23 protein-coding genes are annotated in these 25,947 nt (G+C 40.2%); 14 read left to right on the top strand and 9 right to left on the bottom strand.

The window, feature by feature from the left end; genetic code table 11:
- Positions 1 to 119 precede the first annotated feature (119 nt).
- The 10 genes from purD to ACYQ3L_RS09205 all read left to right on the top strand — a co-directional run bounded on the left by purD (position 120) and on the right by ACYQ3L_RS09205 (position 12,688).
- Positions 120 to 1,391 (top strand): phosphoribosylamine--glycine ligase, encoded by a 1,272-nt coding sequence (purD, locus tag ACYQ3L_RS09250; protein ID WP_379998662.1) that lies wholly within the window; start codon positions 120 to 122, stop codon positions 1,389 to 1,391.
- Positions 1,392 to 2,402 carry a hypothetical protein gene (locus ACYQ3L_RS09245; protein ID WP_379998660.1) on the top strand — a complete coding sequence of 337 codons (1,011 nt, stop codon included), beginning with the start codon at positions 1,392 to 1,394 and terminating at the stop codon, positions 2,400 to 2,402.
- Positions 2,403 to 2,490: 88 nt separating this feature from the next.
- Positions 2,491 to 2,961, top strand: coding sequence for a DUF4251 domain-containing protein (locus tag ACYQ3L_RS09240; RefSeq protein WP_379998658.1), 471 nt, complete (start codon positions 2,491 to 2,493; stop codon positions 2,959 to 2,961).
- A gap of 124 nt (positions 2,962 to 3,085) precedes the next feature.
- A complete protein-coding gene (gene lpxD, locus ACYQ3L_RS09235; protein ID WP_379998679.1) occupies positions 3,086 to 4,126 on the top strand; it encodes a UDP-3-O-(3-hydroxymyristoyl)glucosamine N-acyltransferase in 1,041 nt (346 codons plus the stop codon).
- A gap of 20 nt (positions 4,127 to 4,146) precedes the next feature.
- Positions 4,147 to 5,532, top strand: coding sequence for a bifunctional UDP-3-O-[3-hydroxymyristoyl] N-acetylglucosamine deacetylase/3-hydroxyacyl-ACP dehydratase (locus ACYQ3L_RS09230; RefSeq protein ID WP_379998656.1), 1,386 nt, complete (start codon positions 4,147 to 4,149; stop codon positions 5,530 to 5,532).
- 102 nt (positions 5,533 to 5,634) lie between these two features.
- Positions 5,635 to 6,420, top strand: coding sequence for an acyl-ACP--UDP-N-acetylglucosamine O-acyltransferase (lpxA, locus tag ACYQ3L_RS09225; RefSeq protein WP_379998654.1), 786 nt, complete (start codon positions 5,635 to 5,637; stop codon positions 6,418 to 6,420).
- A 67-nt stretch (positions 6,421 to 6,487) separates the two neighbouring features.
- The gene (locus tag ACYQ3L_RS09220) at positions 6,488 to 7,264 is read left to right on the top strand and encodes an FkbM family methyltransferase (protein WP_459952397.1); all 777 of its coding nucleotides are present in this window, start codon (positions 6,488 to 6,490) and stop codon (positions 7,262 to 7,264) included.
- A gap of 88 nt (positions 7,265 to 7,352) precedes the next feature.
- A complete protein-coding gene (typA, locus tag ACYQ3L_RS09215; protein ID WP_379998652.1) occupies positions 7,353 to 9,158 on the top strand; it encodes a translational GTPase TypA in 1,806 nt (601 codons plus the stop codon).
- Between the two features lie 669 nt (positions 9,159 to 9,827).
- A complete protein-coding gene (locus ACYQ3L_RS09210) occupies positions 9,828 to 12,119 on the top strand; it encodes an alpha-L-rhamnosidase-related protein (RefSeq protein WP_379998649.1) in 2,292 nt (763 codons plus the stop codon).
- A 65-nt stretch (positions 12,120 to 12,184) separates the two neighbouring features.
- Positions 12,185 to 12,688, top strand: coding sequence for a pyridoxamine 5'-phosphate oxidase family protein (locus tag ACYQ3L_RS09205; RefSeq protein WP_379998647.1), 504 nt, complete (start codon positions 12,185 to 12,187; stop codon positions 12,686 to 12,688).
- A 189-nt stretch (positions 12,689 to 12,877) separates the two neighbouring features.
- Here the strand turns inward: ACYQ3L_RS09205 and ACYQ3L_RS09200 are convergent, their stop codons facing one another.
- Together ACYQ3L_RS09200 and ACYQ3L_RS09195 are read right to left on the bottom strand one after the other, a co-directional pair.
- Positions 12,878 to 13,420 carry an RsmD family RNA methyltransferase gene (locus ACYQ3L_RS09200; protein WP_379998645.1) on the bottom strand — a complete coding sequence of 181 codons (543 nt, stop codon included), beginning with the start codon at positions 13,418 to 13,420 and terminating at the stop codon, positions 12,878 to 12,880.
- A complete protein-coding gene (locus tag ACYQ3L_RS09195; protein ID WP_379998643.1) occupies positions 13,417 to 14,226 on the bottom strand; it encodes a DUF3822 family protein in 810 nt (269 codons plus the stop codon). Before ACYQ3L_RS09195 ends, ACYQ3L_RS09200 begins: the two co-directional genes overlap by 4 nt.
- Before the next feature lie 196 nt (positions 14,227 to 14,422).
- Here ACYQ3L_RS09195 and ACYQ3L_RS09190 point away from each other — a divergent pair, with 196 nt between their 5' ends.
- Positions 14,423 to 15,835: an ATP-dependent DNA helicase gene (locus ACYQ3L_RS09190; protein WP_379998641.1), complete on the top strand. Its 1,413-nt coding sequence runs from the start codon at positions 14,423 to 14,425 to the stop codon at positions 15,833 to 15,835.
- Between the two features lie 184 nt (positions 15,836 to 16,019).
- Positions 16,020 to 17,015: a family 43 glycosylhydrolase gene (locus ACYQ3L_RS09185; protein WP_379998639.1), complete on the top strand. Its 996-nt coding sequence runs from the start codon at positions 16,020 to 16,022 to the stop codon at positions 17,013 to 17,015.
- Positions 17,016 to 17,045: 30 nt separating this feature from the next.
- Here ACYQ3L_RS09185 and ACYQ3L_RS09180 read toward each other — a convergent pair whose 3' ends face one another.
- From ACYQ3L_RS09180 to ACYQ3L_RS09170, 3 genes are read right to left on the bottom strand one after another with little or no spacing between them, the layout of a single operon-like run.
- Complete coding sequence (locus ACYQ3L_RS09180; RefSeq protein ID WP_379998637.1) at positions 17,046 to 17,987, bottom strand: alpha/beta hydrolase family protein; 942 nt, start codon at positions 17,985 to 17,987, stop codon at positions 17,046 to 17,048.
- A gap of 10 nt (positions 17,988 to 17,997) precedes the next feature.
- A complete protein-coding gene (gene holA / locus ACYQ3L_RS09175; protein ID WP_379998635.1) occupies positions 17,998 to 19,002 on the bottom strand; it encodes a DNA polymerase III subunit delta in 1,005 nt (334 codons plus the stop codon).
- A gap of 5 nt (positions 19,003 to 19,007) precedes the next feature.
- Positions 19,008 to 19,781 (bottom strand): AMP nucleosidase, encoded by a 774-nt coding sequence (locus tag ACYQ3L_RS09170; protein WP_291107690.1) that lies wholly within the window; start codon positions 19,779 to 19,781, stop codon positions 19,008 to 19,010.
- A gap of 75 nt (positions 19,782 to 19,856) precedes the next feature.
- Here ACYQ3L_RS09170 and ACYQ3L_RS09165 point away from each other — a divergent pair, with 75 nt between their 5' ends.
- A complete protein-coding gene (locus tag ACYQ3L_RS09165; protein WP_379998633.1) occupies positions 19,857 to 20,306 on the top strand; it encodes a type I restriction enzyme HsdR N-terminal domain-containing protein in 450 nt (149 codons plus the stop codon).
- A 370-nt stretch (positions 20,307 to 20,676) separates the two neighbouring features.
- On the opposite strand, the gene secG is transcribed toward ACYQ3L_RS09165, so the two are convergent.
- The 4 genes from secG to ACYQ3L_RS09145 form a co-directional block, all read right to left on the bottom strand.
- Positions 20,677 to 21,045, bottom strand: a complete 369-nt coding sequence (gene secG, locus ACYQ3L_RS09160; protein WP_379998631.1) for a preprotein translocase subunit SecG — start codon at positions 21,043 to 21,045, stop codon at positions 20,677 to 20,679.
- A complete protein-coding gene (locus ACYQ3L_RS09155; protein ID WP_379998629.1) occupies positions 21,042 to 21,821 on the bottom strand; it encodes a hypothetical protein in 780 nt (259 codons plus the stop codon). The genes secG and ACYQ3L_RS09155 overlap by 4 nt, the downstream gene beginning before the upstream one ends.
- Before the next feature lie 112 nt (positions 21,822 to 21,933).
- On the bottom strand, positions 21,934 to 22,437 hold the full coding sequence (lptE, locus tag ACYQ3L_RS09150) for an LPS assembly lipoprotein LptE (protein WP_379998627.1): 504 nt from the start codon (positions 22,435 to 22,437) through the stop codon (positions 21,934 to 21,936).
- Positions 22,434 to 23,708 carry a sigma-54 interaction domain-containing protein gene (locus tag ACYQ3L_RS09145; protein ID WP_379998625.1) on the bottom strand — a complete coding sequence of 425 codons (1,275 nt, stop codon included), beginning with the start codon at positions 23,706 to 23,708 and terminating at the stop codon, positions 22,434 to 22,436. Before ACYQ3L_RS09145 ends, lptE begins: the two co-directional genes overlap by 4 nt.
- A 404-nt stretch (positions 23,709 to 24,112) precedes the next feature.
- On the opposite strand from ACYQ3L_RS09145, the gene ACYQ3L_RS09140 reads away from it, so the two are divergent.
- A complete protein-coding gene (locus ACYQ3L_RS09140) occupies positions 24,113 to 25,942 on the top strand; it encodes an SLC13 family permease (RefSeq protein WP_379998675.1) in 1,830 nt (609 codons plus the stop codon).
- Positions 25,943 to 25,947 lie beyond the last annotated feature (5 nt).

Here is a 25,947-nt window from a genome sequence, read left to right as displayed (position 1 = left end):
TTTTTCCTTAATTTTTCAGCGTGCAAATTTACAATAATTATTTCTGATTATTCTGTTAAGAAAATAATCATGTATCTTTGCAGTCCAAAGTTTTGAGATACCACTTATTAATAACAACTATGAACATTTTATTGTTAGGGAGCGGAGGACGCGAAAATGCACTTGCATGGAAGATAATACAAAGTACAAAAGTCGACAATCTGTATGTAGCACCCGGTAATGCGGGCACACATCTGATTGCAAAAAATGTAGATATGTCTGTTACCGATTTTCCGGCAATAAAGAAGTTTGTGTTGGGTAATAATATCGATATGGTTGTCGTAGGGCCGGAAGAACCTTTGGTACGCGGGATCTATGATTACTTCGTAAGCGATGCCGCGATCAGGCATATCCCTGTAATCGGCCCTTCGGAAGAAGGCGCTAAACTGGAAGGCAGCAAGGACTTCGGAAAGCAGTTTATGATGCGTCACAATATCCCTACTGCCCGCTACCGGAGTTTTACACTGGAGCAGCTCGATGAAGCTTATTCTTTCTTGGAAGAACTGGAGGCTCCTTACGTGCTGAAAGCTGACGGACTGGCCGCCGGTAAAGGTGTGCTTATCCTCAATGATTTGGGTGAAGCTAAGAAGGAACTGAAAAAAATGCTTGGAGGTATGTTCGGTGAGGCCAGTAAAACGGTCGTTATCGAAGAATTCCTGTCGGGTATAGAATGTTCGGTATTTGTCCTTACAGATGGCGATTCATACAAGATACTCCCTGTGGCTAAAGATTACAAACGTATTGGAGAAGGAGACACCGGATTGAATACGGGCGGCATGGGTGCAGTCTCTCCTGTTTCTTTTGCCGACGATGTTTTTATGAAGAAGGTTGAAGAACGTATTGTCATCCCTACAGTTGAGGGATTGAAGAAAGATAATATTGTCTATAAAGGCTTTATTTTCCTCGGATTGATAGAGGTAAAAGGCGAGCCGATGGTCATAGAGTACAATGTGCGTATGGGAGATCCTGAAACGGAGGCCGTGATGTTACGCGTCAAATCGGATTTTGTATCATTACTGGAAGGTGTGGCCACAAAGACCCTTGGAGAAAAAACAATGGAGATAGACAATCGTTATGCTGTCACTGTTATGCTTGTTTCGGGCGGATATCCCGGAGATTATGAGAAGAATAAAGAAATGACAGGATTGGACTCTGTTCCGGATAGCATCCTCTTTCATGCAGGAACGAAATTAGCAGGTGATAAAGTGCTGACCAGCGGCGGACGGGTTATTGCCATCAGTTCATATGGAGATACGAAAGACGAAGCATTGGCTAAGTCATACAAGAATGCGGAGAAAGTAGTTTTCGATAAAAAATATTATAGAAAAGATATAGGCTTTGACTTAAAATAAATGGCGGCAATACCCAAATCATATAAAAAAAGTGTTACAGAGGGGAATGGGATGCTTATTATTTCCATTGTGTTTGCTGTTATTATTCGTCTTGTCTATTTCCTGTATTTCGATTTTACCCATAGCAGGCCGGTAAATGGCTATCTGTGGAAGCCTTTATTATACATCTTCAACGATGGATTGGTTTCATTGCTATGCAGTAGTTTGGTTGTTGGAAGTATGGCTGTTCTGGCTACACATATAAATACAACGCATTTGTTTATCCGGAGAAAGACGATATTGTTGCCGGCTGTTATCATATTATTATTCAGTTGCCATCCTCAGTTTATGCAGATGTCGGCCGAATATATCAGTACCATGCTTTTTCTGGTTATAATATTTATATTATTTACTGCATATAACAGTCCCGACAAACAGATATTCTCTTTCAAGACAAGTTTTATCCTTGCTTTAGGCAGCATGTTTATTCCTGCTTTACTAGTCTACCTGCCTGTTTTGTGGCTCGCTTTGGTAATGATGAGGTGTTTTAATTTTAAATCATTGCTGGCATCGCTGTTAGGAATGTTTTTATTATATTTTCCGGCATTTTCCTATTATTTTCTGACCGACAGCCTGGATATATTCCTTGCACCTTTTACATCTGTGAGTGCGGAGCAACTGGCCGGTTTTCCATTTTATCAATTAAATATCGGGGACTGGATTATTTTAGGTTCCTCTACCATACTGCTGGTCATAATTGTGAGTGATAATTATATCAACCGCCATAAGGACAAGATCAGGACGCGGGCTTATCTGAGCTTATTGAGCTTTATAACGGTATTCTCCATATTGGCCTTCCTGTTCTTGAATATTGATTTTGTCATATATCAGTTTATCGCTTTACTAACCGGGGCCTTTTTACTTTCACATTTCTTTGCCCTGGTAGAGAAAAGAGGAGGTGTAATCCTGTTTTATATCTCGATGATTTTTTATATCCTCGCGTGTGTTTTTCTTTTTTATCTTTATAAATAAAACATTTATAATATTTTATACGTTTCTATTTAATAAGTTGGATATGCCAATTGGAATAGAAAATATATACAAATAAAGGGATTCTAATATGAAAACACTCGTAGCAACTGTACTGATTGCATTATTTATGATTGGTTGTAAACCTGGCGAAAGCCTGTCGAAGCAGGAAACCATTTTGCAGATTACGGATAAAATTGAAAATCAGGATTATACATTTATTCCTACCACGGCCTTACCCTCATCGGGTAAATCTATAAACCTTGGCTACTCGTACTCTTTAAATGTTTCCAAAGATACCGTAAACTCATATTTACCTTATTTCGGACGGGCATATGTGGCTCCAATGTCGACAGACGAAGGAGGGATAAAATTTGTCTCCGCAGATTTTGAATATACGTTGACCAAAGGTAAGAAAGATATGTGGGAGGCCGTGATAAAACCGCAGGATAACGCGAAAAGATATACGCTTACATTACAAATAGGTAATACCGGATATGCGACTCTGACTGTGCAGGATACGAATAGGCAAACCATTAGTTTTTACGGAAAGATAGAATAAATATATAATATTTCACCTTCACCAACTGTTTTTTTAAGTATAAAAGTCATATATTTGGAAAATTATTATTTATTTCGCATCTCTTAAAGGGACGCCAAATACTTTTGAATATTTATTTATGCAAATATCCTTCACTGCAGAGCAAATTGCCACAGTATTAAACGGTACGATTGAAGGTGATTCTTCAGTTGTAGTTAATAATTTTTCCAGAATTGAAGAGGGTAAACCGGGGACACTGACATTTTTAGCGAATCCCAAATATACGCACTATATATATAGTACAAACGCCAGTATTGTTTTAGTAAACAATGACTTTGTGGCCGAACAGCCCGTCCGGGCAACTCTTATCCGGTGCTTTAACGCTTATGCCGCGCTGGCAATACTGTTGGATATGGTAGAAAAAACAAAACCCCAGAAGACAGGGATTGAGCCCATGTCATATATAGCTCCGGATGTTAAATATGGAGAGGATATATATGTGGGTGCTTTTGCTTATATAGCCGAAAACGTTAAAATAGGAGACAATACAAAGATATATCCCCAGGTTTACATTGGAGATAATGTGACTATCGGGGACAATACTATAATATATCCCGGCGTTAAAATATACCAGGGCTGTACTGTCGGCAATAATTGCATAATTCATGCAGGGGTTGTAATCGGCAGCGATGGCTTTGGGTTTGCTCCGGAAGATGGAGTCTATAAGAAAATTCCGCAAATGGGTATTGTTATCATCGAGGATGATGTTGAAATAGGAGCGAATACGACTATCGACCGTGCCGTTATGGACGCCACTATCATACACAGGGGCGTTAAACTGGATAACCTTATACAGATAGCTCACAATGTAGAAATAGGAGAAGATACGGTAATGGCTGCCCAGGTAGGAGTATCCGGATCTACGAAGGTAGGGAAGCATTGCGTATTTGGAGGGCAAGTCGGGCTTGGCGGCCATATCACTATCGGAGATAATGCCAGTATTGGAGCCCAGTCCGGTATAATAAGCAATATCGAAGCCGGTTCCAAGATTCTGGGATCTCCGGCTATCCCTGTCCGGAATTTCTTTAAATCGAGTGTCGTATTTCCTAAGCTGCCCGATATGTACCGTCAGCTGGCCCAGCTACAAAAGGATATAGAAGAGTTGAAATCTAACCTAAATAAATAAGAACCATTTATTAATTGATAATGAGCAAGCAATATACGCTAAAAGGCAGTTTTACTTTACAAGGAAAAGGTTTGCATACAGGACTACCAATCACGATAACATTTAATCCGGCTCCTGAAAACCATGGTTATAAAATAAAGAGAGTTGACTTGGAGAACCAACCTGTAATAGATGCTCTGGCTGAAAATGTTGGTAATACTCAACGTGGGACAGTACTCGTAAAAGACGGAGTGCAGATAAGTACCATAGAACATGCAATGGCGGCGCTATATGCTTTAAGAATAGATAATTGCCTTATTGAAGTAAATGCTCCTGAGTTCCCTATTCTGGATGGAAGTTCTATACAATATGTTCAGGAAATATACAGGGTAGGTACGGTAGAGCAATTGGAAGAAAGGGATTATTTTGTTGTTCGTCAGAAAATAGAAGTAGTGGATGAAGAAACAGGTTCAAAACTGACTTTGTTGCCGGACGACCGTTTTTGCATAAACTCATTCATCGAATTTGAATCGAAATATATACCAAATCAATCTGCGTCTCTTGATAATCTGGAAGATTTTACAAAAGAGATTGCAAGTGCCCGAACTTTTGTCTTTGTCCGCGAAGTACAGAAATTGCGTGATGCCGGATTGATAAAAGGTGGTGACCTGGATAATGCAATCGTTATTTACGAACGCCAGATATCCCAGCAAGATTTGGACAGCCTTGCCGATTTGTTAGGAGTACCGCATAAGAATGCATCGGAACTAGGTTATCTCAATAACAAGCAAATCCAGTATCCAAATGAACCGGCCAGACATAAACTCCTCGATATCATTGGGGATATGGCCCTGATAGGAAAACCGATCAAAGGACGGATTATAGCAACACGCCCGGGGCATAAAATAAATAACAAATTAGCACGTTTAGTTCGTAAACAAATTAAACTGAACGAAGTGCAACCTCTGGTATACGAGCCAAACAAAGAGCCTGTATTTGATATAAACAGAATAAAAGAGCTTTTGCCTCACCGTTATCCATTTTTAATGGTAGATAAAGTGATAGAAATTGGGCAAAAGTATATTGTCGGCATTAAGAATCTTAGTGTGAACGAGCAGTTCTTCCAAGGCCACTTTCCTCAGGAACCTGTTATGCCGGGAGTACTTCAAATCGAAGCTATGGCGCAGATAGGAGGATTGCTGGTACTTTCGCAGGTTGATGAACCGGAAAGATACTCAACCTATTTTCTGAAAATAGATAATGTTAAATTCAGAAGTAAAGCCGTACCGGGCGATACACTTATTTTCAGGTTAAATATGATGTCTGAAATCCGCAGAGGTATAGCTAATATGAAAGGATACGCCTTTATCGGGGATAAACTTGTCTCTGAAGCTGAGTTTACTGCGCAAATTGTAAAAAACAAATAAGTAAAATAAAGTATTTAATGCAACATTATTCGATCATAGTCGACTATGGCTGCTGCAGATACAAAAGTAATAAATAGGCTTAAGGCCTTAATTTAGTATATCATGTCAAATATATCTCATCAGGCATATGTACATCCTGAAGCAATACTGGGAGAGAATGTAGTAATAGAACCATTCGCTTTTGTTGATAAAAATGTTGAAATAGGGGATGGCACGCTTATCATGTCGGGTGCTAATATACGCTACGGAGCCCGTGTAGGAAAGAACTGCCGTATATTTCCGGGGGCTGTGATCGGAGGTCTTCCTCAGGACCTTAAATTTAGAGGAGAGGATAGTCTTGCTATTGTGGGAGATGATACCACAGTAAGAGAATGTGTTACCGTAAACCGGGGGACGGCATCGAAGGGATATACAAAAGTTGGCAGTAACTGTTTATTGATGGCATATAGCCATATTGCGCACGATTGTGTAATCAGTGATTATGTGATAGTCGGAAATGCGACACAACTGGCCGGAGAAGTAGAGGTAGATCATCATGCCATCCTGAGTGGCGGAACATTGGTGCATCAGTTTACACGCATAGGCGCTCATGTTATGATACAGGGTGGTACACGCTTGGGGAAAGATATCCCTCCGTATATTATTGCAGGGCGCGAACCTGTTTGCTATTCCGGTGTGAACCTGGTAGGTTTGAGAAGGAACGGGTATTCCAATGAGAAAATAAATGAAATACAGGAGATATACCGTATGATCTATCAGTCGGGTTTCAATTTCTCTGATGCCATAAGCAAGATAGAGAAAGAATTTGAAGAAACTCCTGAAATGAGACAGATTGTTGATTTTGTGAAAAACTCACCTCGCGGAATCGTCAGAGGGTATATGGGATAATAAACCTCTTTTCTTTGATCTTCAAAAAAGGCCTTGCGGATAAAGCCTTAGGTAATCCGGATAACATATGAAAAATAGCATAAAAAAAATAATCTTTCGCTGCCTGAGCCTTGAAAATTACTTACGCTTGCTGCAAAGATCTTTTTTTGTGATGTACAAACAGGGATTACTAAAGAATAAGAAAGAGTACGAATATCATTATTACATAAGGAATCTTATACATGAAGGGGATGTGGTGATAGACATAGGGGCTAACCTGGGCTATTACTCGATATTAATGTCTTCGTGGGTAGGAAAATCCGGAATGGTCTATTCGGTTGAGCCTATTGCCTTATACAATAAGATTTTCAATGAAAAAGCCCGCAAACGGAAGAATATCATTCTATATCCCTATGCATTAGGTAAAGAAGAAAAAGATGTGACGCTGGTTTGTTCGCCTAATGTCGGATATTTAAGGACGGGCTTGCCTCATGTCTATGACCCACAGAGAGACGGAGATATTCAAAATCAGGAATTTACATTCGATGCTAAGATGAAAATTCCTTCGGTTCTGTTTTCTTCTGTAGACAGGCTGGATTATATAAAATGCGATATCGAAGGTTTTGAATATGTCGTCTTGTCTGATATGGAAAGTATAATAGACAAGTTCAAGCCGGTTGTCCAGGTAGAAGTATGGGGCGAAAATGAGAAACCTGTAAAAGAACTGTTTGAAAATCTGGGATATATCCCCTGTAAATTGTATGACGGGCAGCTGACCTCAGACGAAGAGGTGCTGAAAGACTTATCTGGCGATTATCTGTTTATCCATGCAGAAAGCAGAGGATGCTCCGGAGTGCAGTCCTGAATATAGTACAAAATGCGCTTCTCTTTTAAGGCTGTTTTTGATTGTATATTATTAAAAAGTAGTACCTTTGCAGCCTCAAATCATATATATGCAAAATATTAGAAATATTGCGATTATCGCGCACGTAGACCACGGTAAGACTACCCTTGTAGATAAGATGCTTCTTGCCGGACAACTCTTCAGAGGGAATCAATCAACAGGAGAACTTATTCTCGATAATAATGATTTGGAACGTGAGCGAGGGATCACTATCCTGTCCAAGAACGTTTCCATCAATTATAAAGGAACAAAGATCAATATAATAGATACTCCCGGACACGCCGATTTCGGAGGCGAGGTAGAACGGGTATTGAATATGGCTGACGGCTGTTTACTATTAGTAGATGCGTTCGAGGGACCTATGCCACAAACGCGTTTTGTTTTACAGAAAGCCATCCAGATGGGGCTAAAACCTATTGTGGTTATCAATAAAGTAGACAAGCCTAATTGCCGTCCCGACGAAGTACATGAAATGGTTTTCGACCTTATGTTCAGCCTGGATGCCTCAGAGGAACAGTTGGATTTTCCGACCATATACGGTTCGGCAAAACAAGGCTGGATGTCGGAAGACTGGCGCAGACCTACCGAAGATATCACCCCGCTACTCGATGCCATTGTAAAGCATATTCCTGCTCCTGAAATATTGGAAGGTACTCCCCAAATGCTGATCACATCGCTCGATTATTCCAAATATGTGGGACGTATAGCCGTAGGCCGTGTTCATAGGGGCGAATTGAAGGAAAATATGGATGTTTCTCTTTGTAAGAGAGATGGGAGCATAATTAAGACGAAGATAAAGGAAATAAATACATTTGAAGGACTCGGCCGTACCAAAGTTCCGGGTGTTCAATGCGGAGATATATGTGCCCTTGTGGGAATCGAAGGTTTTGAAATTGGCGATTCAATTGCCAGTATAGAAAATCCCGAACCATTACCTACTATCGATATCGATGAACCTACTATGTCTATGCTTTTCACGATCAATGATTCGCCTTTCTTCGGAAAAGATGGTAAGTTCGTGACATCGCGCCATATACATGACCGCCTGATGAGAGAACTTGACCGTAATCTGGCATTGCGTGTAGAATCAACAGCGAATGCCGACAGTTGGCTGGTATTCGGTCGCGGTATTCTCCACTTGTCTATCCTGATAGAGACGATGCGTCGTGAGGGATATGAATTACAGGTAGGACAACCGAAAGTAATTATAAAGGAAATAAACGGTATTAAGCATGAACCGGTAGAAGAGCTGACAATCAACCTGCCGGAAGAATATTCCAGTAAGATTATTGATCTGGTAACACGTCGCCGGGGCGAATTAACAATGATGGGCAGTAAAAAAGACCGTGTGTATCTTGAATTTACTATACCCTCGAGAGGAATAATCGGATTAAACAATACCGCTCTTACATTATCTGCCGGAGAAGCTGTTATAGCACATCGTTTTCTTGAATTCCAGCCTTGGAAAGGCGATATAGAAAAACGTGCGAACGGTTCCATAATCGCCAGTGAATCGGGTAATGCTTTTGCCTATGCTATAGATAAACTGCAAGACAGGGGACGTTTCTTTGTGGAGCCCCAGACGGATATTTATATGGGACAAATTGTAGGAGAACACAATAAAGACGGGGACCTGGTTGTGAATCTTACCAAGTCTAAGAAATTAACCAATGTACGCGCATCGGGTACAGATGATAAGGTACGTTTGGCTCCGGCTATTATCTTTAGCCTGGAAGACGCATTGGAATATATAAAAGAAGATGAATATGTGGAGGTCACCCCTAATTCTATCCGTTTGCGGAAGATATATCTCGATGAAAATGATCGTAAGCGTATGTCCAAAAACAGTAACTAAGGCATTCCTTGATGCTATAAAATAGATCTATATATGAATCCCTCCGCTATAGTTATATTGCGGGGGGATTTTTATTTCCGGTCTACAAAGGCCTTGGCAGATGGAATGTTAATTTTTTTAGAATTTTTTGGATTTTAATTTTGTTGTCTGCTCAAAAGGTAGTAATTTAGATGTACAAATGAAATTGCCCAATTATACTTTAGATTAAGTCTTATGGATGTAATAACAGAAGAATTAATAAGAATACCAAAGAGAAATACTTCCAGGAATAAAAACATCATAGATATAGTGATGAGTTCTGTATAAGAAGAACCTCAAAGAAATGAATATTTTTATTATCAGCATGGTATTTTACGGATATACCCTAAGATATCAGAGGTTGGGAGATATAAATAATATGCCCGCTTCTCGTATTCCTGATATCACACATAATTAACTAAAGTCACTGCCTGTTACCTATTGCTTCAATAAATATGCCTCAATCACAAAAATTCAAAAAATCTACAAAATTGATAAATAAATTTATACAAGTGTATAATCAATTAAAGAGACAAAGCCTGCTAACCAGGCTTAAATAATAACATGAATTGATCTCCGTTGCTCTATATTAATGCCCTTAGATAGATTTCCGGAGACTTAATTGGTAAATTCTTCACTAATTTATGGAACATGAAAAAAACTATTAACATCTTTTTATTAATTACTTGTTATTTAATTAGCCTGCAAATTACAAATGCCCAATCCAAATGGATAACATCGCCGGAAGAAAAAGTAAACGAGTCGAATACCTGGATTGCTTATCGCAAAGATATATCCATTGATAGAACACCTTCCAGAGCCATAGCCAAAATTGCTGTCGATAGTAAATACTGGCTTTGGATTAATGGAGAGATGGTTATTTTTGAAGGAGGCCTTAAACGTGGTCCTAATCCGAGAGATACATACTATGATGAAGTAAATATAGCCCCATTCCTTAAAAAAGGTGAGAATAAAATAGCCATTCTTTTATGGTATTTTGGCAAAGAGGGGTTCTCTCATAAGAGTAGTGGTAAAGCCGGACTCATTTTCGATGCAAAACTAGATGCTCAGGATCTGGTAAGCGATGCCTCATGGTTATGTAAAATACATCCTGCCTATGGGAATAGTGGAGAGCCTTTGCCAAATTACCGCCTGCCGGAGTCGAATATCCGTTTCGATGCCCGTGAAGATATTGGTAACTGGCAAACGGCCGATTGCCGAAGCTTATATGGCTTTGGAAATGCTGTCGAAGCAGGTAAGTGGGGTGATGCTCCCTGGAATAGTCTGGTGAAAAGGCCGATCCCGTTCTGGAAGGATTTCGGTATTAAGAAAGCCGTTAAATTGCAACGGATAAAAGGTGCAATAAATGATACTATTGTAGCTACTCTCCCTTACAATATGCAGATGACCCCTATCATCAATGTCTCAGACAAAGACGGAGGCAATTTGATTTCAATTTTTACCGATCATACGGAGGCTGGTGGAGATATAAACCTGAGAGCTGAATATATAACAAAGAAAGGGGATCAGAACTATGAATCTTTGGGTTGGCTCAATGGACAGAGAATATATCTTATTGTGCCCCCCGGAGTGAAAGTTGACGGCATAAAATACAGGGAAACCGGTTATAATACAAATGTGGAAGGCGAATTCTCATGTAGTGATACTTTCTATATGCGATTTTGGGACAAAGCTCTACGCACCCTCTATATAAATATGCGGGATACATATTTCGATTGCCCCGACAGGGAACGTGCCCAGTGGTGGGGCGACGTGGTAGTGCTTATGGGTGAAAGTTTTTATACCTATTCGACATCCACGCATTTGTTGATGAGGAAGGCTGTAAAGGAGCTTGCTGCCTGGCAGAAAGATGATGGAACTCTTTTCTCTCCTGTTCCGTCCGGAAATTTCGACAGCGAGCTTCCCGGACAAATGCTGGCAAGTATAGGATATTATGGTTTCTGGAAATATTATATAAATACCGGAGACAAAGAAACAATAAAAGAGGTTTATCCTGCCGTAAAGAAATATCTTTCCTTGTGGACGCTGGATAATAGCGGGTTAACAGCTTTTCGATCGGGAGGCTGGACATGGGGGGACTGGGGAGACAACAGAGATATCCGGCTTATATTTGCAGGGTGGCATTACCTTGCTCTGAAGGGTGCTGCCCTGATGGCCGACGAATTGGGAAATACAGATGATGCGAAGGAATACAGGGCTATTATGAATAGAGTAAGGATGGGGTATAATTCATGTTGGAATGGTGTAGCTTACCAGCATCCCGAATATCGAGGAAGTATTGATGACCGCGTACAGGCATTGGCTGTCATATCCGGTATTGCAGATAAAACTAAATATCCGGACATCATAAAGCTCCTTAATACACAGTTCCATGCCAGCCCTTATATGGAGAAATATGTAATGGAGGCCCTGTTTATAATGGGAGAAGGCAAGTATGCATTAGAGAGGACGAAAGGACGTTTCTCATATATGGTAAATAACAGGGCATACACTACTCTGTTTGAAGGCTGGGATGAAGGTGGCTTTGGCGGTGGTAGTGTTAATCATGCATGGAGTGGAGGAGCCCTGACTGTGCTGGCCCAGTATCTTTGTGGTGTTTATCCTTTAGAGCCGGCATATAAAGTTTTTAAAATAGAACCAGATCCGGCATCATACCCCGATGCGTCTATTACAATACCTTCGGTAGCAGGTAAAATAAAATCCGGGTTTGTTAGCACTAACGATGGACTATTGTTGAAGTTTTATGTGCCTCAGGGAACTCAGGCAATAGTCTATTTACCGGAAAGCCGGGATAAAACAATAACAATCAATGGCAAGAAACTTGCTTCCGGACAATATGAACCAAAGGATATTTATAAACATCAAACTAAGCATACATTGGCATTCCCTGCAGGCGATTACATTGTGTCCGTGAAGAATTAGGAATAAGGGGTTTTCCTCAAAGTATATTCTTCTTATCTTTACCTCAAAATAAAGTTTGAGACACTATGATGACGGTTACTGTTGAGGAACGCACCCTGATAAATGAAATTATTCTAAAGAATCAGATCTGTTATGTTGGTATGATAGATACCGATGGTATGCCATATATAATACCGATGAATTTCGGTTATCAGGATGATGTCATCTATTTACATTCGGCACAGGAAGGGAGCAGTATCAATTCGTTGGAGAAAAATCCGAATGTATGTATTACTTTCTGTACCGAACCGGTGCTCACATATCAGAACAGGGAAGTAGCATGCAGCTACAGGATGAAAGGTAGTAGTGTCATATGTCGTGGTCAGGTTGTTTTCGAATACGATTTCGAAGAAAAGATAAAAGCGTTGGATATCATTATGAAACAATATACCGAAAGGAAATTCACGTATTCCACGCCATCTATAAATAATGTTCGGGTTTGGAAGGTGGAAATTGATAGTGTTTCAACGAAAGTCTTTGGCGTACCACATCCGAATTCACGAAACTATAAGGATAAACCGGAGTTTTAGATCGTTTATATTCTGTTTTACTTTAATGAAGAATTATTAATTAAGTTAAATAAAGTTAATAAACAAAAGAAAAACACCAAAACATGTTTTATAACATAAAAATCAATTATCTTTGTACTGTGTTTTTCATGGTATTAGATTTAAGGTTAACAATGAAGATTGGTTGTCGGGATGACAACCTTTTCTTTTTTATAGAAGATCCCTGAAAATACTGAAATTCACGCTTCCATATACCCTTTTATCCTCAAATAAAGGTAAACCGGAAAAATCATAATCTTTAGGGTGCTCCAGTATAAATATACCTCCCGGCTTTATTAAACCCTTCTCAAAAACAATACGCGGAACATCCACAAAATTTTTCATATCGTAAGGAGGGTCTGCAAAAATAAGATCGAATTGCTCCCTGCATCTTTCCAAGTAACTGAAAACATCCATTTTAAGCAATAATAATTCTGATTTTATTTTCAATTCCTCTTTCGTTTTTTCAATAAATGATGCATGACTGAAATTTTTCTCAACGCATATGACCTGCGGGCATCCTCTCGATACCAGCTCGAGACTTATCCCCCCTGTCCCTCCGAATAAATCGAGAGCAACGGTATCTTCCCAATCTATCGTGTTATTCAGCACATTGAAAAGATTCTCTTTTGCAAAATCAGTAGTTGGCCGTGCTTTGAAACTTTTAGGCGGATCGAATCTTCGCCCCTTATATTTTCCGCTGATAATTCTCATAATGCTAATGCCAATAAATCGAGTGGAGCCTTTTGAGCATCCTCATTCCATAAATATACTTCGCTCGGAGCATTTACCCTTTCTATATTCTTTATATACTCCTGTAGCCGGATAACAACCAGTTCATCTGGTTTGCCGCTAATATATATATAATCTTCCAATTGATTAAAACCACAACTCTCCCATAATTTAAGAATAAAATAAATCTGATTGGCTGCCGGTTCGTTTTCATAAGTCAAACAATGGACAAGCTTTGAACCTGAAAAACAAATAACATCCATAAAGCTACCATGAAAATTCAAATACACCATCGACCTTAAGTTTGTTACCCCTCTCCTGTCTTCTAATAGATTAATAAGCAGATTGGAATGGTGAAAAAAGTGAGGATTCCATAAATTACGCGAAAGAAACTCAAAAATATCTTTCTCTACATTAAACAGGCATATAGCATCCTGTTTTTCAATCAATCCCGACATCAATTGTCCGGCTTCCTGATTATGGGTAAAGTTATATAATCTATCTTTCTCCTTTATGTTGAAATAAGGTGCGGGAACCAGTTCATAATCAGGAGAAACAATAATAACATTTGTCCGTTTAAATTCCTGAGTAAGGAAATTCAGATCAAAAATAATCCGCTGAATATTACCTAATAGTTTATCATTAGCCGAAAATGTAGTTTCACGCAGACAGTATCCCCTCCTATTCTCCGGATCGGAGATAGAAAACATAAATTCATCCGTTTTTATACGGATGGATAAAACGTATTTTTCTGACTGTCCAAGATCTATATTTTCCGGTAAGAACATATTTAAATTTTATATTGCAAAGTAAACAGAATAATATTCATTCATACATATTACTCAATACTTATTACTCTTTCTCCAATCTATAGATAAATCTATTTATAAAGATTGATATATTTCCCTGATTTAATATGTACAAAGTTAGAAAAAGAAATTTTTATCCACTATTTTTGAACTTCAATTCACTTAACCCTTCATTATGATTGATAAATTCTTCCTGGATAAGATAAAGCAGAATTTTCCATTCGAACCTACTTCCGAACAAGCTACCGCTTTGGAAAAGATCGTGGATTTTCTTTTTTTACAGAAAGAAGAATCTTTATTCTTATTGAGAGGTTACGCAGGTACGGGTAAATCTTCCCTTTTAGGAGCATTGGTAAAAACAATGACCGAATTTAAGCAAAAAACCGTCCTGCTCGCTCCTACGGGACGTGCAGCCAAAGTTTTCTCCTCATACTCCAGCCACCCTGCATTCACTATTCATAAGAAAATATACCGCCAGCAAAAGTATTCCGGTGACTTCGGCAGTTTCGGAATAATGGACAATCTGCATAAAGATACTTTATTCATTGTCGATGAAGCGTCTATGATAAGCAACAATGGGCTTGATTCATCCGTTTTCGGCACGGGACGGTTACTCGATGATCTTATTCATTACGTTTATTCGGGAGAAAACTGCCGGTTATTATTGATTGGCGACTCTGCCCAGCTACCGCCTGTAGGCGAAGACGACAGCCCAGCATTACAAACCGATGTACTTACCGGATACGGACTGGAAGTGCGTGAAACTATGTTATCACAAATCGTCCGGCAAGCCGAAAGTTCCGGTATATTATATAATGCTACCCATATCCGGAATGCGCTTAACAAGGGGAAAACAGAAGCTTATCCCAGGTTAAAGCTAAAAAAGTTCACAGATATTGTCCGTATATCGGGGGAAGACCTTATAGATGAAATATCGGCGGCCTATGACCGCGACGGATTGGAGAATACTATGATTATTTCCCGCTCCAATAAACGTTCCAACATCTATAATCAAGGCGTAAGAAACCGCATACTTTACCGGGAAGAAGAACTCTCTGCCGGCGATATGCTGATGATTACCAAGAACAATTACTTCTGGACTGAGAATACTGAAGGCATAGACTTTCTTGCCAATGGCGAAATAGTAGAAGTATTGCGTGTCCGCGGGGAACAGGAGTTGTATGGTTTCCGTTTCCGGGATGTACTGGTAAAGAGCATCGATTATGACATAGAACTGGAGCTAAAAATACTGATGGATACGCTTCATTCCGATGTGGCAGGACTTACACGCGAACGTTCCGAAGAACTATTCGTGAATGTAATGGAAGACTATGCCGATATATCTACCCGTGCAGGCAAGATGAAGAAACTGAAAGCAGATCCCTATTATAATGCGGTACAGGTTAAATTTGCTTATGCCGTAACCTGCCACAAAGCTCAGGGGGGAGAATGGTCTAATGTATTTCTCGACTTAGGCTATATCCCGGAAGAGCATCTTGGTGTAAACTTTTACCGGTGGCTATATACTGCAATTACCCGGGCCAGTGCAAAATTATATCTGGTTAATCTGCCCGATGAATTTATATAGGATAAAATGGTATGGGCAGCCATTTATAGCAAATTTCAGCCAGCGAAAGGTAATTTTTAGTCAATCTTAATCACCCATATTCATTTGTACACTAATGGCTCCTGTTCTTCAAAATATATGCATTATATTTGGAGCGTCCGGAACATTTATCCGTTCCTATTTGAAGAATTCCAATTTATATATTATGAAGAAAACAGAACCATTATTGCTTTCCATTATCCTTTTTCTAATACAGTCTCTCTGTATTAATACATCAGCCCAGAACTCCAATACATATCAGAATCCGGTAATCAATACCAGCTTACCCGATCCTACTATCATCAAAACTAAAGATGGCAGCTTTTACTTATATGCAACCGAAAATACCCGCAATATACCCATCTACAAGTCAGATAACCTCACCGACTGGACATTTACCGGTACTGCTTTTACAAATAGTACCCGCCCAAATTTCGAACCGAAAGGCGGACTATGGGCGCCCGATATCAACTACATCAAAGGGAAATATGTCCTATACTATTCCATGTCGGTATGGGGCGGCGAATGGACATGCGGCATCGGTGTTGCCGTATCCGATAAACCGGAAGGGCCGTTCCTCGATAAAGGAAAGCTTTTCCAAAGTAAGGATATAGACGTCCAGAACTCCATCGACCAGTTCTATATAGAAGACAAAGGCAAGAAATACCTTTTCTGGGGCAGCTTCAGAGGTATTTATGCCATTGAACTGGGTAAGGATGGCCTAAGTCTGAAACCGGGCGCCGCCAAAAAGCGGATAGCGGGAACTGCCTTCGAAGGAACATATATTTACAAGAAAGGAAAGTACTATTATATGTTCGCGTCCATTGGCAGTTGTTGCGAAGGAATAAAGAGCACCTACCAACTTGTTGTAGGACGATCCAAATCTCTATTTGGCCCATATGTGGATAAATCAGGTAAAGACATGATGGACAACGGATATTCAGTTGTCATAGGCTCCAATTCCCGGTTCGTAGGCAATGGCCATTGTTCCGAGATAGTACAGGACAAGAAAGGAAACGACTGGATTTTCTATCATGGAGTAGATGTGGAAAATCCTAAAGGCCGTGTATTATTGCTGGACCAGGTAAAATGGGATAAAGACGGATGGCCGTATATAGAAGGTGGCAGCCCCTCACTATCTGCCGACAAGCCTGTATTTTAAAAGAGATTGTTCCTTTAGAAAAGGGATCTGTCACTTAAAATTGGTCTTTATATAGTCTGACATCTGAAAGTCTTTCTTCATTTCCGGTTTACCGATCTGCTGTACTTCCGTATGAATCATCAGTGGCTGCCTGCCAGCCACATATTTTTCCAGGAAGCTGTCTATTTCCTGTAAGTTGGAAGTCATCGGACTCTCTGATATTTCGTGCGCCGCATTTTTCACATCAAAGAAATAATAAGGCGAAGCTATCTTATTTAGCTGTCCTGCAATATATTTCGATCCGTAAAAGCCGTAGTTATAGAGCTCTATCTTATCATAAGGTACATTACTATCGGCATCGCCATGAAATAACTGCATCGGAGCCGGAGGTGTCTGCCACTGCAACTCCCCGTCTATACTGAATATTGCGCCGGCAAAAGAGATAATCCCGGCATAATTAAACCCAACAGGAAGTTTCTCCGTTACTTTTGCCCGGGTACAGATAGCATATTCGCCGTGTAAAACAGATACGGCACCTGCACTGGAACCATTGGCGACAATCATATCCTTATCAATATTCCAACCTCCGGCATTATCCACTACAAAAGCCGTGGCATCGAAGAGGTCTTCCACAGCCATAGATATACTTTTATTAAGAGCGGCTACGATACGCATCGGGTCCTGGGTATTCAGGCTCTTCATTCCCAGCCTATAATCAATAGAAACTACGGTAAAGCCTTTATTCGCCAAATGATTGAAATACCCAATGTAATTCTTATTATCACGAACTCCTCCGACAAAACCTCCTCCAAACATAAAAACGATGCATGGCTTTTCTTTTTCCGGCCCGGGCAAATCATATTTATCGAGACGAAGGGTGTCTGTCCCTTTTACGGAATAGATATATGTCTCCTTCCTTAGAGGGTCATTTGCTCTAATAGTGATACTTAGCAATAATAAAGCCGACAGGATGTATATAAAACTCTTTCTCATAAGGCGCAGACTAATGTGTTATTTTATACAGTAACTCTTTTAGCAATTCCCCATCGGGCGTAGATACATTATCCACCCCTTTGCATTTAGCGTCGTATGTTCTCAGCAGGCTAAGTATCTCCATACATTTAAAAGCATTGTAGTTGCGTATCGCCGCAACATAATCTTTTGCCTGATATGGATTCCTGAATCCCAGTTCGGCAGCGATACCCTGCTCTGTTTTATTCTTTGCCCAGTAGCATATCATCAGGTTGCTGAAGAAGTTGAAAAGAACTACCAATGTCACAATCAAAGGATTGTTCTTGGGATTCTTTTCAAAATAATCCGCTATCTGGTTCACTTTGAACGTATTCTTTTCTATAACAGCCTTTAGCAACTCGAAGTTGTTAAAATCCTTGCTTATACCAATATTCTCTTCTATCAGATTAGGAGTAATCTGTGTCTGGCCTCCCGGTATGGCAATCAGCAACTTAGCTATCTCATTTGTCAGTTTGCTCAGATCGTTTCCCAAGTAATCGGATAGCATCTGTGCCGATTTGGCATCTATAGTTAGCCCTTTTTGTTGCATGTAAGAAGAGATAAAGGCGGGTATTTTATATTCCGGTATCTTCTTCGACTCGAACACTATACCGTTCTTATCTATTTCCGCATACAGCTTCTTACGTTTATCCAGCGTCCCGTTCTTGTAGTTGAGTACAAGGACGGTTGTATGAAGCGGATTCTTTGCATAAACCTCCAGTTCCTCTATTTTACTCAGATTTTGAGCTTCTTTTATAACAATCAACTGATAATCGGACATCATCGGGAAACTACGCGCCATAGTAATAACAGAAGCCACATCAGTCTCCATTCCATAGCGGATAGTTTGGTTAAAGTCCTTTTCTTCCTCGGGCAGGACGGTGCTTACCAGCATATCTGTTATCTCGTCGATGTAATACGGCTCATCACCCATCAATAAGTAAACAGGCTTAAATTTACGGGCTTTTATATCGGCTATAATTTGCTCAAAAGTCATAGTCCTTATTCAAATTTCAGATGTTTAACCGTTTGCCCGTTGTTTATCAGTGTTGTAAGAGACTCTATGCCTATAAGCACATGTTCATCCACAAAACTTTTAGTGACCAGGCTGTCACTTTTTTCAGTTTTCACACCGTCCGAAATCATTGGCTGGTCAGATACCAATAGCAACGCTCCGGTCGGGATCTGGTTAGCAAACCCGCAGGTAAACAATGTCGCCGTTTCCATATCCACAGCCATTGTGCGAATCCGCCTCAGATAATCTTTGAATACATCGTCATATTCCCACACCCGGCGATTGGTGGTATATACTGTCCCAGTCCAGTAATCACGGTTGTGATTACGGATAGTGGACGATACCGACCTCAACAGGCTGAAAGCGGGTAAAGACGGCACTTCGGGCGGAAAATAATCGTTCGATGTCCCTTCTCCCCGGATAGCCGCGATAGGCAATATATAATCTCCCAGGTTGTTATGCTTCTTTATCCCTCCACATTTGCCTAAAAACAATACGGCTTCGGGTTCAACAGCACTTAGTAGGTCCATTATGGTGGCCGCATTGGCGCTTCCCATACCAAAATTAATAATAGTAATACCATTAGCCGATGCATTCGGCATATTGCCGTCGAGCCCTACAATAGGCACGTTGAAATGACCTGCGAACACCTCTACATACTTTGCAAAATTGGTAAGTAATATATGTTTGGTAAACTGTTCTAACGGCCTTTTGGTATACCTTGGAAGCCAATTGTCTACAATTTCTTGTTTTGTTTTCATATTAACTTTACTTTTGTTTTAAGATACAACAAGTATCTTTTATTTTTTGTTGTACAGGATTAACAAAGGTAACAAATGTTGGATTTAAATCTGCCCCCTTTCAATATAAATGTAAAAAAAACGGACGGAAGACTTAGCGTTTTCGACAGGCTACGTCGTAAGTTTGTGACACTTACACCTGAAGAATGGGTACGCCAGCACTTCATTAATTACCTGATAACGGAGAAGGGGTATCCACAGGCTTTAATAGCCAACGAGATACAAATTAACCTGAACAACCAGAAACGCAGGTGTGATTCCGTCGTTTACGATAAAACTATTTCCCCTCTGGTCATAGTCGAATATAAGTCGCCGGATGTGGAAATTACCCAAGCTGTTTTCGACCAGATAGTAAGATATAACATCGTACTGAAAGTAAAATACCTGATTGTATCCAACGGGCTTAGCCATTACTGTTGCCGGATGGATTACAGCACACAAACATTCGAATATCTTGCCGATATACCAACATATACAGAATTATAGCTTTCCGGAAAATTACATATTTTAACCATATATAGTTAAAAAGTAACAAAGGTAACAGAAATATCAGTTAACAGTAAACAGTTAACAGTTAACAGTAAACAGTAAACAGTATTTCACGCAGAGACGCTAAGGCGCAAAAGGTAACAAAGGTTACAGGTTTTATAGCTATTTTGCCCCTACAGTTTCCCAAAAAGTAACAAAGGTTATACCTTTTCATTTATTTGCTAGTTTACCAATCTGCCAATCAATCTTTCAAAGAACCCGTAAAACCATATAGATAAATATATCCGGTAAATACACACTCCCATACCACAAAAAAGGCTTCTCATAAGAGAAGCCTTCACATATCTTAATTATATTTAGTCCGAGATTATTCTGCAGGAGGTGTCGCCGGCTGCTCTGTAGCAGGCGCAGGCGCATTATTGCTTGGTATGGCAGGCAGAGTTGTCGACATATCAGGAGCACCAGTGTTAACCGGAGCCGGAGCACCTACTTCCGGTTGAAGAGTAGTTGTCGCTTTCGGTCTAATCATAACACATACGATACTCATCACCATGATGAAGCCGGCTAGTCCCCAAGTTGCTTTTTCAAGGAAATCGGTAGTTTTACGAACACCCATAATGGCGTTAGATGATGAAAAACCTGATGAAAGGCCACCACCTTTGGAATTTTGAACAAGAACTATCAGTACTAAGGCAATCGCTGCAATTACAATTAATACAGTAATAAGTGTAATCATTTTGTATCTTTAAATTTCGAATTTATAATCAGTTTTTCCAAAAAACTCAATTGGTCTGCAAAGTAAATATTTTTTTTCGGATAATTCAAGCTTAAGTGTTTAATAATTTTGTATGCTTTCTCATACTTCTTCTGTTTTATATAGATTTTCGCCAATGTCTCGGTAAAAAATACATCTTCGTCGAGTTCGTCATCTTTTTCATCCGCTTTTTCCATATCATCCGATAATGGCTCGTCAGCTCCGCTTATTTGTATGCGGATACCTCCTTCCATCTCCGAACGGGTGATAAACGTATCTATGATGTTCTGATGTTTGAGACTCGATGATTCTTCCTGAACCGGAATATCTTCACCGTCCGGCACAGAAGTCACCTGCATATAAGTAAAATAATCTGTGGTAGCAAGACTTGAATGCGATATGCTATATTCCAGATCTGCATCCGCATCATTATTTCCCTTCAATTCAAAAAAAGCATTCAGTAACAGACTGGTTTTATCTTCACTCACCTCATTTTTTCCCGTCTGATGGAAAAACGAGTCGTACTCATCGCTCAAAATATAATAAAATAAAGCCTTGCGGTCGTTTACGAAAATACTCAACTTACCCAGTTCTTCCTGAAAATTTTCAGATTCGAACAAATATACCGACTTCAGGTAAGTAAATATACCCGTCTGCGAATATGGAAATTCTTCAACAAAAGCCTTTAAGGGCTGTATATCCTCTTGCGAAGGATTTACGCCTTTTCCGGTCAGTTTATAGAATTGTTGAATATCCACTTTTATTAAATTAATTAGCTAATATGCCAATGTGCTAATATATAAATAATGACCTATTTATCGCTTCGCGCCAATTAGCATATTTCCTCATTGACATATTGGCACATTGTTTTTACCAATTAGACATTGTCGTATTAAAAATCTGGTCTACAATATCTTTCGTCAGTTCGTCAATCAATCCGTCCTGTACATCGGTAAGCATCAGGCTACTGGAGAAATCACGGTAGGCGGTAATCGTTTCCTCTTTGTCCTCATTCGGATTTTTATTGTTCCTGAACCGCATCTTCACTCCTAATGTCAAACGGGTTTCGGCGGAGAAGTTATCTTCCTTTACAGATAAAGGTGTTAATTCATATGTAACAATCTCCCCTTCTATCTCGAGCGATGGATTGACCGAAGTGAATTGCAGTTTCGTATTACGGGTAAATACGTCCTTCATCCGCTCATTGAATACCTGGGTCAACGGAGGATATACATAAGGGGCCTGATTCTGGAAATCGCGTATATCGATTGTCGGCGTCTCGGCGTAGTTGATAGATGCCCCATTGAATTTATAAGACACCGTACAGCCGGCAAACAGTGCGATAAAGAAAAGCGACAGTAATATCTTTCTCATAAGTTTTCCAGATTATATTCTTTTATTTTTCTATACAATGTACGTTCCGATATCTTCAGATCCTGAGCTGCATTTTTACGTTTACCGTTATGCCGTTCAAGGGCTTTTATAATCATATCTTTCTCTACATCCTGCAACGATAGAGTCTCTTCCTCATATTCAGGCGCATCGATCACATCGGCATCGGCAATCGTAGATGCGGGTATTATCGTGTGGCCGTCATCTTTAATAGGCAAAGCGGATGCTCTGTCCGCCTGATTTACAACCATCGGCGTAAGGGGCTTCTCATTACTGTTTACTACAGGAGAGGATATAATATCTCCGGGCTTCATATTTCCGGCTACGATATCATGAACGATCTTTTTCAGCTCATTCATATCCTTCTTCATATCGAACAGTACCTGATATAATATTTCACGCTCGTTATTGAAACTCTTCTGTTCTCCGGCGCTTATTGTTCCTACAGGTATAAGCCCGACCTCATTAGCCGGAAGATATAACTTCAGTATATCAGGAGTTATATCCCTCGTCTGCTCTATTATTGAGATCTGTTCTGTAATATTCTTTAACTGGCGGATATTGCCGGGCCAGTAATATTCTTTTAGCATATGCCTTGCAGAATCGGTCAGCGCGATTGGAGGCATACTGTATTTCTCGGCACAATCGCTTGCAAACTTTCTGAATAATAACGGTATATCATCTTTCCGGTCCCTAAGTGCCGGAATACGGATAGGCACCGTGTTAAGACGATAGTATAAATCTTCACGGAAACGCCCGTTGCGGGTAGCGGTCACCATATCCAGGTTGGTAGCGGCAACGACACGTACGTCGGTTTTCTCCACTTTCGACGAACCGACTTTTATAAATTCGCCTGTTTCCAGTACACGTAATAAGCGTGCCTGAGTAGACAAAGGCAACTCTCCTACCTCATCGAGGAACAGAGTACCTCCGTTAGCTACCTCGAAATATCCTTTTCGCTCGCCTGTCGCCCCTGTAAAAGAACCTTTTTCGTGTCCGAAAAGTTCGGAATCGATCGTTCCTTCGGGAATAGAGCCGCAATTGACCGCGATATATGTCCCGTGTTTACGGTGACTGAACTGATGAATAATCTGTGGAAAGTTCTCTTTCCCTACTCCGCTCTCCCCGGTCACCAATACCGACATATCGGTAGGAGCCACCTGAAGGGCGATATCTATAGCCCGGTTCAGATCAGGACTATTCCCGATGATACCGAAGCGTTGCTTTACTTGTTGAATGTCCGGTTTTGCCATTATAAATTACAAGTTAATAGATTATATATCATAAGTATCCAACACATTAGTCTATAATTACGGCTAATAGTTGCCTGCTATCAACTGTTAAACAGTAAATAAAACCTGACAAAATTACATATTAATTCCCATTTTGTCAGTCTTTTTTAGTGAAGATTTGCAAAGAATAAAAATTAGAAGCTATACCCGTAAGATATATTCCAAATGGTTTTCCGAAAAAATAATGGCCTGATTAACGAACGTGAAAAAAGATAAACAATTCTTATCTTTTTAATGTTCTTATTTAAAAGTATTCGCTTTGAGCTGAAGGTTTCTTTATCTTTGTGTACATTCGAAAAAAACAAGCTGCTTATATATCATATAATATATATTTAAATATGGAATTATCCACCTTGCTATCCCCTATCAATATTACATTAGCAATCCTTATTACGGCATCCGTTTTCTTTATGCGGGGAAAGGTCCGCTCCGACCTCGTGGCTATATGCGCCCTGCTGGCATTGGTTCTTTCCGGAATACTGGATACATCGGAAGCATTGGCCGGATTTTCGAACCCGGTCGTCATAATGATGATCGGACTCTTCATTGTAGGCGCCGGAATCTTCCGCACAGGACTAGCCAAGGTAATCAGCAGTAAGATATTGCAGACAGCCGGAAACAGCGAAAATAAACTTTTCATACTGGTAATGCTCGTTACCGCATCCATCGGCGCATTTGTAAGCAATACCGGAACTGTAGCCGTAATGATGCCTATCATTGTCAGCATGGCCACAAGTGCCAATATCAGCCCCCGGAGATATCTTATGCCGCTAGCTTTTGCCAGTAGTATGGGTATGTTTACGCTAATCAGTACACCTCCCAATCTGGTAATTAACAATGCTTTGGTAGAAGCGGGATATAAAGCGTTATCATTCTTTTCTTTTGCTCCTATCGGCTTTGTCGCACTAAGTGTCGGGGTCGTTATCCTGTTTTTCCTCAGCAAATTACTTATTTCCAAGAGTGATGCCTCCGCTACAAAAAAGAAACAGGGAAAATCGCTGGTTGAACTGGCAATGGAGTATGAACTGCAAAACCAGTCATACAGGATAGAGGTAAAGAATGACACTCCATTATCCAATAAAACCCTCGCCGAACTGAAAATAGCAACACATTACAATGTAAGCATTAGTAAGATTGTACGAAAAACCGGTAATTCCAGATTCAGAAAGAATGTAATTGAAGAAGTTGCCGGCCCAAAGTCAACGATACAGAAAGGTGATATATTATATTGTCATGGAAGTGTGGACGATATAGAGAGATTCGTTTCCGAAAATCATCTGTATCTTGAGGAAACAAACGGAGATTATCCTTTTGCGGATTTTCAGGAATCAGGTATTGCCGAGATATTTATCATGCCTAACTCCAAACTTATAAACCGGACAATCTCAGAGATTCAGTTCAGAGAGGAATATAATGTAAATGTACTCGGTATCCAGCGACAGAATGAATATCGCATGCATGATATAAAGAATGCAAAATTACATTCGGGAGATGCACTCTTGATACAGGGTACGTGGAAAGACCTCGCAAACCTCGATGACAGGCAGGACGACCTCGTACTGGTGGGACAACCCCTGAAAGAAGCAGCAAAGGTAACACTGGATCAGAAGGCTCCTGTCGCTGCCGGTATTATGATACTGATGGTGATAGCCATGGTATTTGAGCTTGTACCGTCCGTGATAGCAATCTTACTGGCGGCAGTGGCAATGGTGGTTACCGGATGCCTGCGTAATGTGGAGGAAGCTTACACGAGTATCAACTGGGAGAGTGTAGTCCTAATCGGAGCCATGTTGCCCATGGCAACAGCATTTCAAAATACAGGGGTAGATACATTGATTTCCGGTGGACTGGTCAGTGAACTGGGTGACTTCGGCCCTTATGCCCTGTTAGCGGGGATATACTTCTGTACATCATTGCTCACCATGTTTATAAGTAATACGGCAACAGCTGTACTGTTCACCCCGATAGCCCTTAAAGCCGCGATTGGCATGGGTATCAGCCCTTATCCGTTCTTATTTGCGGTGGCGGTGGCTGCCAGCATGTGTTTTGCATCACCATTCTCGACTCCTCCAAATGCATTGGTTATGAGTGCCGGGCGTTATACCTTTATGGATTATATAAAGGTGGGATTGCCTCTACAATTAATCATGGGAATAGTGATGATACTGGTATTGCCGCTATTGTTCCCGTTCTGATAAAG

The organism is Dysgonomonas termitidis (genome assembly GCF_054657735.1).
Note: the sequence above shows the minus strand (reverse complement) of the source record. Positions and strands in the feature narration are given on the sequence as shown.

Bases quoted from the DNA above. Each gene is read 5' to 3' on its own strand.
- ACYQ3L_RS09145 (WP_379998625.1), bottom strand. From the start codon at position 23,708: ATGGCAAAACCGGACATTCAACAAGTAAAGCAACGCTTCGGTATCATC.
- ACYQ3L_RS09190 (WP_379998641.1), top strand. From the start codon at position 14,423: ATGATTGATAAATTCTTCCTGGATAAGATAAAGCAGAATTTTCCATTC.
- ACYQ3L_RS09205 (WP_379998647.1), top strand. From the start codon at position 12,185: ATGATGACGGTTACTGTTGAGGAACGCACCCTGATAAATGAAATTATT.
- ACYQ3L_RS09210 (WP_379998649.1), top strand. From the start codon at position 9,828: ATGAAAAAAACTATTAACATCTTTTTATTAATTACTTGTTATTTAATT.
- lptE (WP_379998627.1), bottom strand. From the start codon at position 22,437: ATGAGAAAGATATTACTGTCGCTTTTCTTTATCGCACTGTTTGCCGGC.
- lpxA (WP_379998654.1), top strand. From the start codon at position 5,635: ATGTCAAATATATCTCATCAGGCATATGTACATCCTGAAGCAATACTG.
- holA (WP_379998635.1), bottom strand. From the start codon at position 19,002: ATGACTTTTGAGCAAATTATAGCCGATATAAAAGCCCGTAAATTTAAG.
- ACYQ3L_RS09195 (WP_379998643.1), bottom strand. From the start codon at position 14,226: ATGTTCTTACCGGAAAATATAGATCTTGGACAGTCAGAAAAATACGTT.
- ACYQ3L_RS09165 (WP_379998633.1), top strand. From the start codon at position 19,857: ATGTTGGATTTAAATCTGCCCCCTTTCAATATAAATGTAAAAAAAACG.
- purD (WP_379998662.1), top strand. From the start codon at position 120: ATGAACATTTTATTGTTAGGGAGCGGAGGACGCGAAAATGCACTTGCA.
- ACYQ3L_RS09230 (WP_379998656.1), top strand. From the start codon at position 4,147: ATGAGCAAGCAATATACGCTAAAAGGCAGTTTTACTTTACAAGGAAAA.
- ACYQ3L_RS09180 (WP_379998637.1), bottom strand. From the start codon at position 17,987: ATGAGAAAGAGTTTTATATACATCCTGTCGGCTTTATTATTGCTAAGT.
- ACYQ3L_RS09185 (WP_379998639.1), top strand. From the start codon at position 16,020: ATGAAGAAAACAGAACCATTATTGCTTTCCATTATCCTTTTTCTAATA.
- ACYQ3L_RS09240 (WP_379998658.1), top strand. From the start codon at position 2,491: ATGAAAACACTCGTAGCAACTGTACTGATTGCATTATTTATGATTGGT.
- ACYQ3L_RS09220 (WP_459952397.1), top strand. From the start codon at position 6,488: ATGAAAAATAGCATAAAAAAAATAATCTTTCGCTGCCTGAGCCTTGAA.
- ACYQ3L_RS09200 (WP_379998645.1), bottom strand. From the start codon at position 13,420: ATGAGAATTATCAGCGGAAAATATAAGGGGCGAAGATTCGATCCGCCT.
- secG (WP_379998631.1), bottom strand. From the start codon at position 21,045: ATGATTACACTTATTACTGTATTAATTGTAATTGCAGCGATTGCCTTA.
- ACYQ3L_RS09170 (WP_291107690.1), bottom strand. From the start codon at position 19,781: ATGAAAACAAAACAAGAAATTGTAGACAATTGGCTTCCAAGGTATACC.
- typA (WP_379998652.1), top strand. From the start codon at position 7,353: ATGCAAAATATTAGAAATATTGCGATTATCGCGCACGTAGACCACGGT.
- ACYQ3L_RS09245 (WP_379998660.1), top strand. From the start codon at position 1,392: ATGGCGGCAATACCCAAATCATATAAAAAAAGTGTTACAGAGGGGAAT.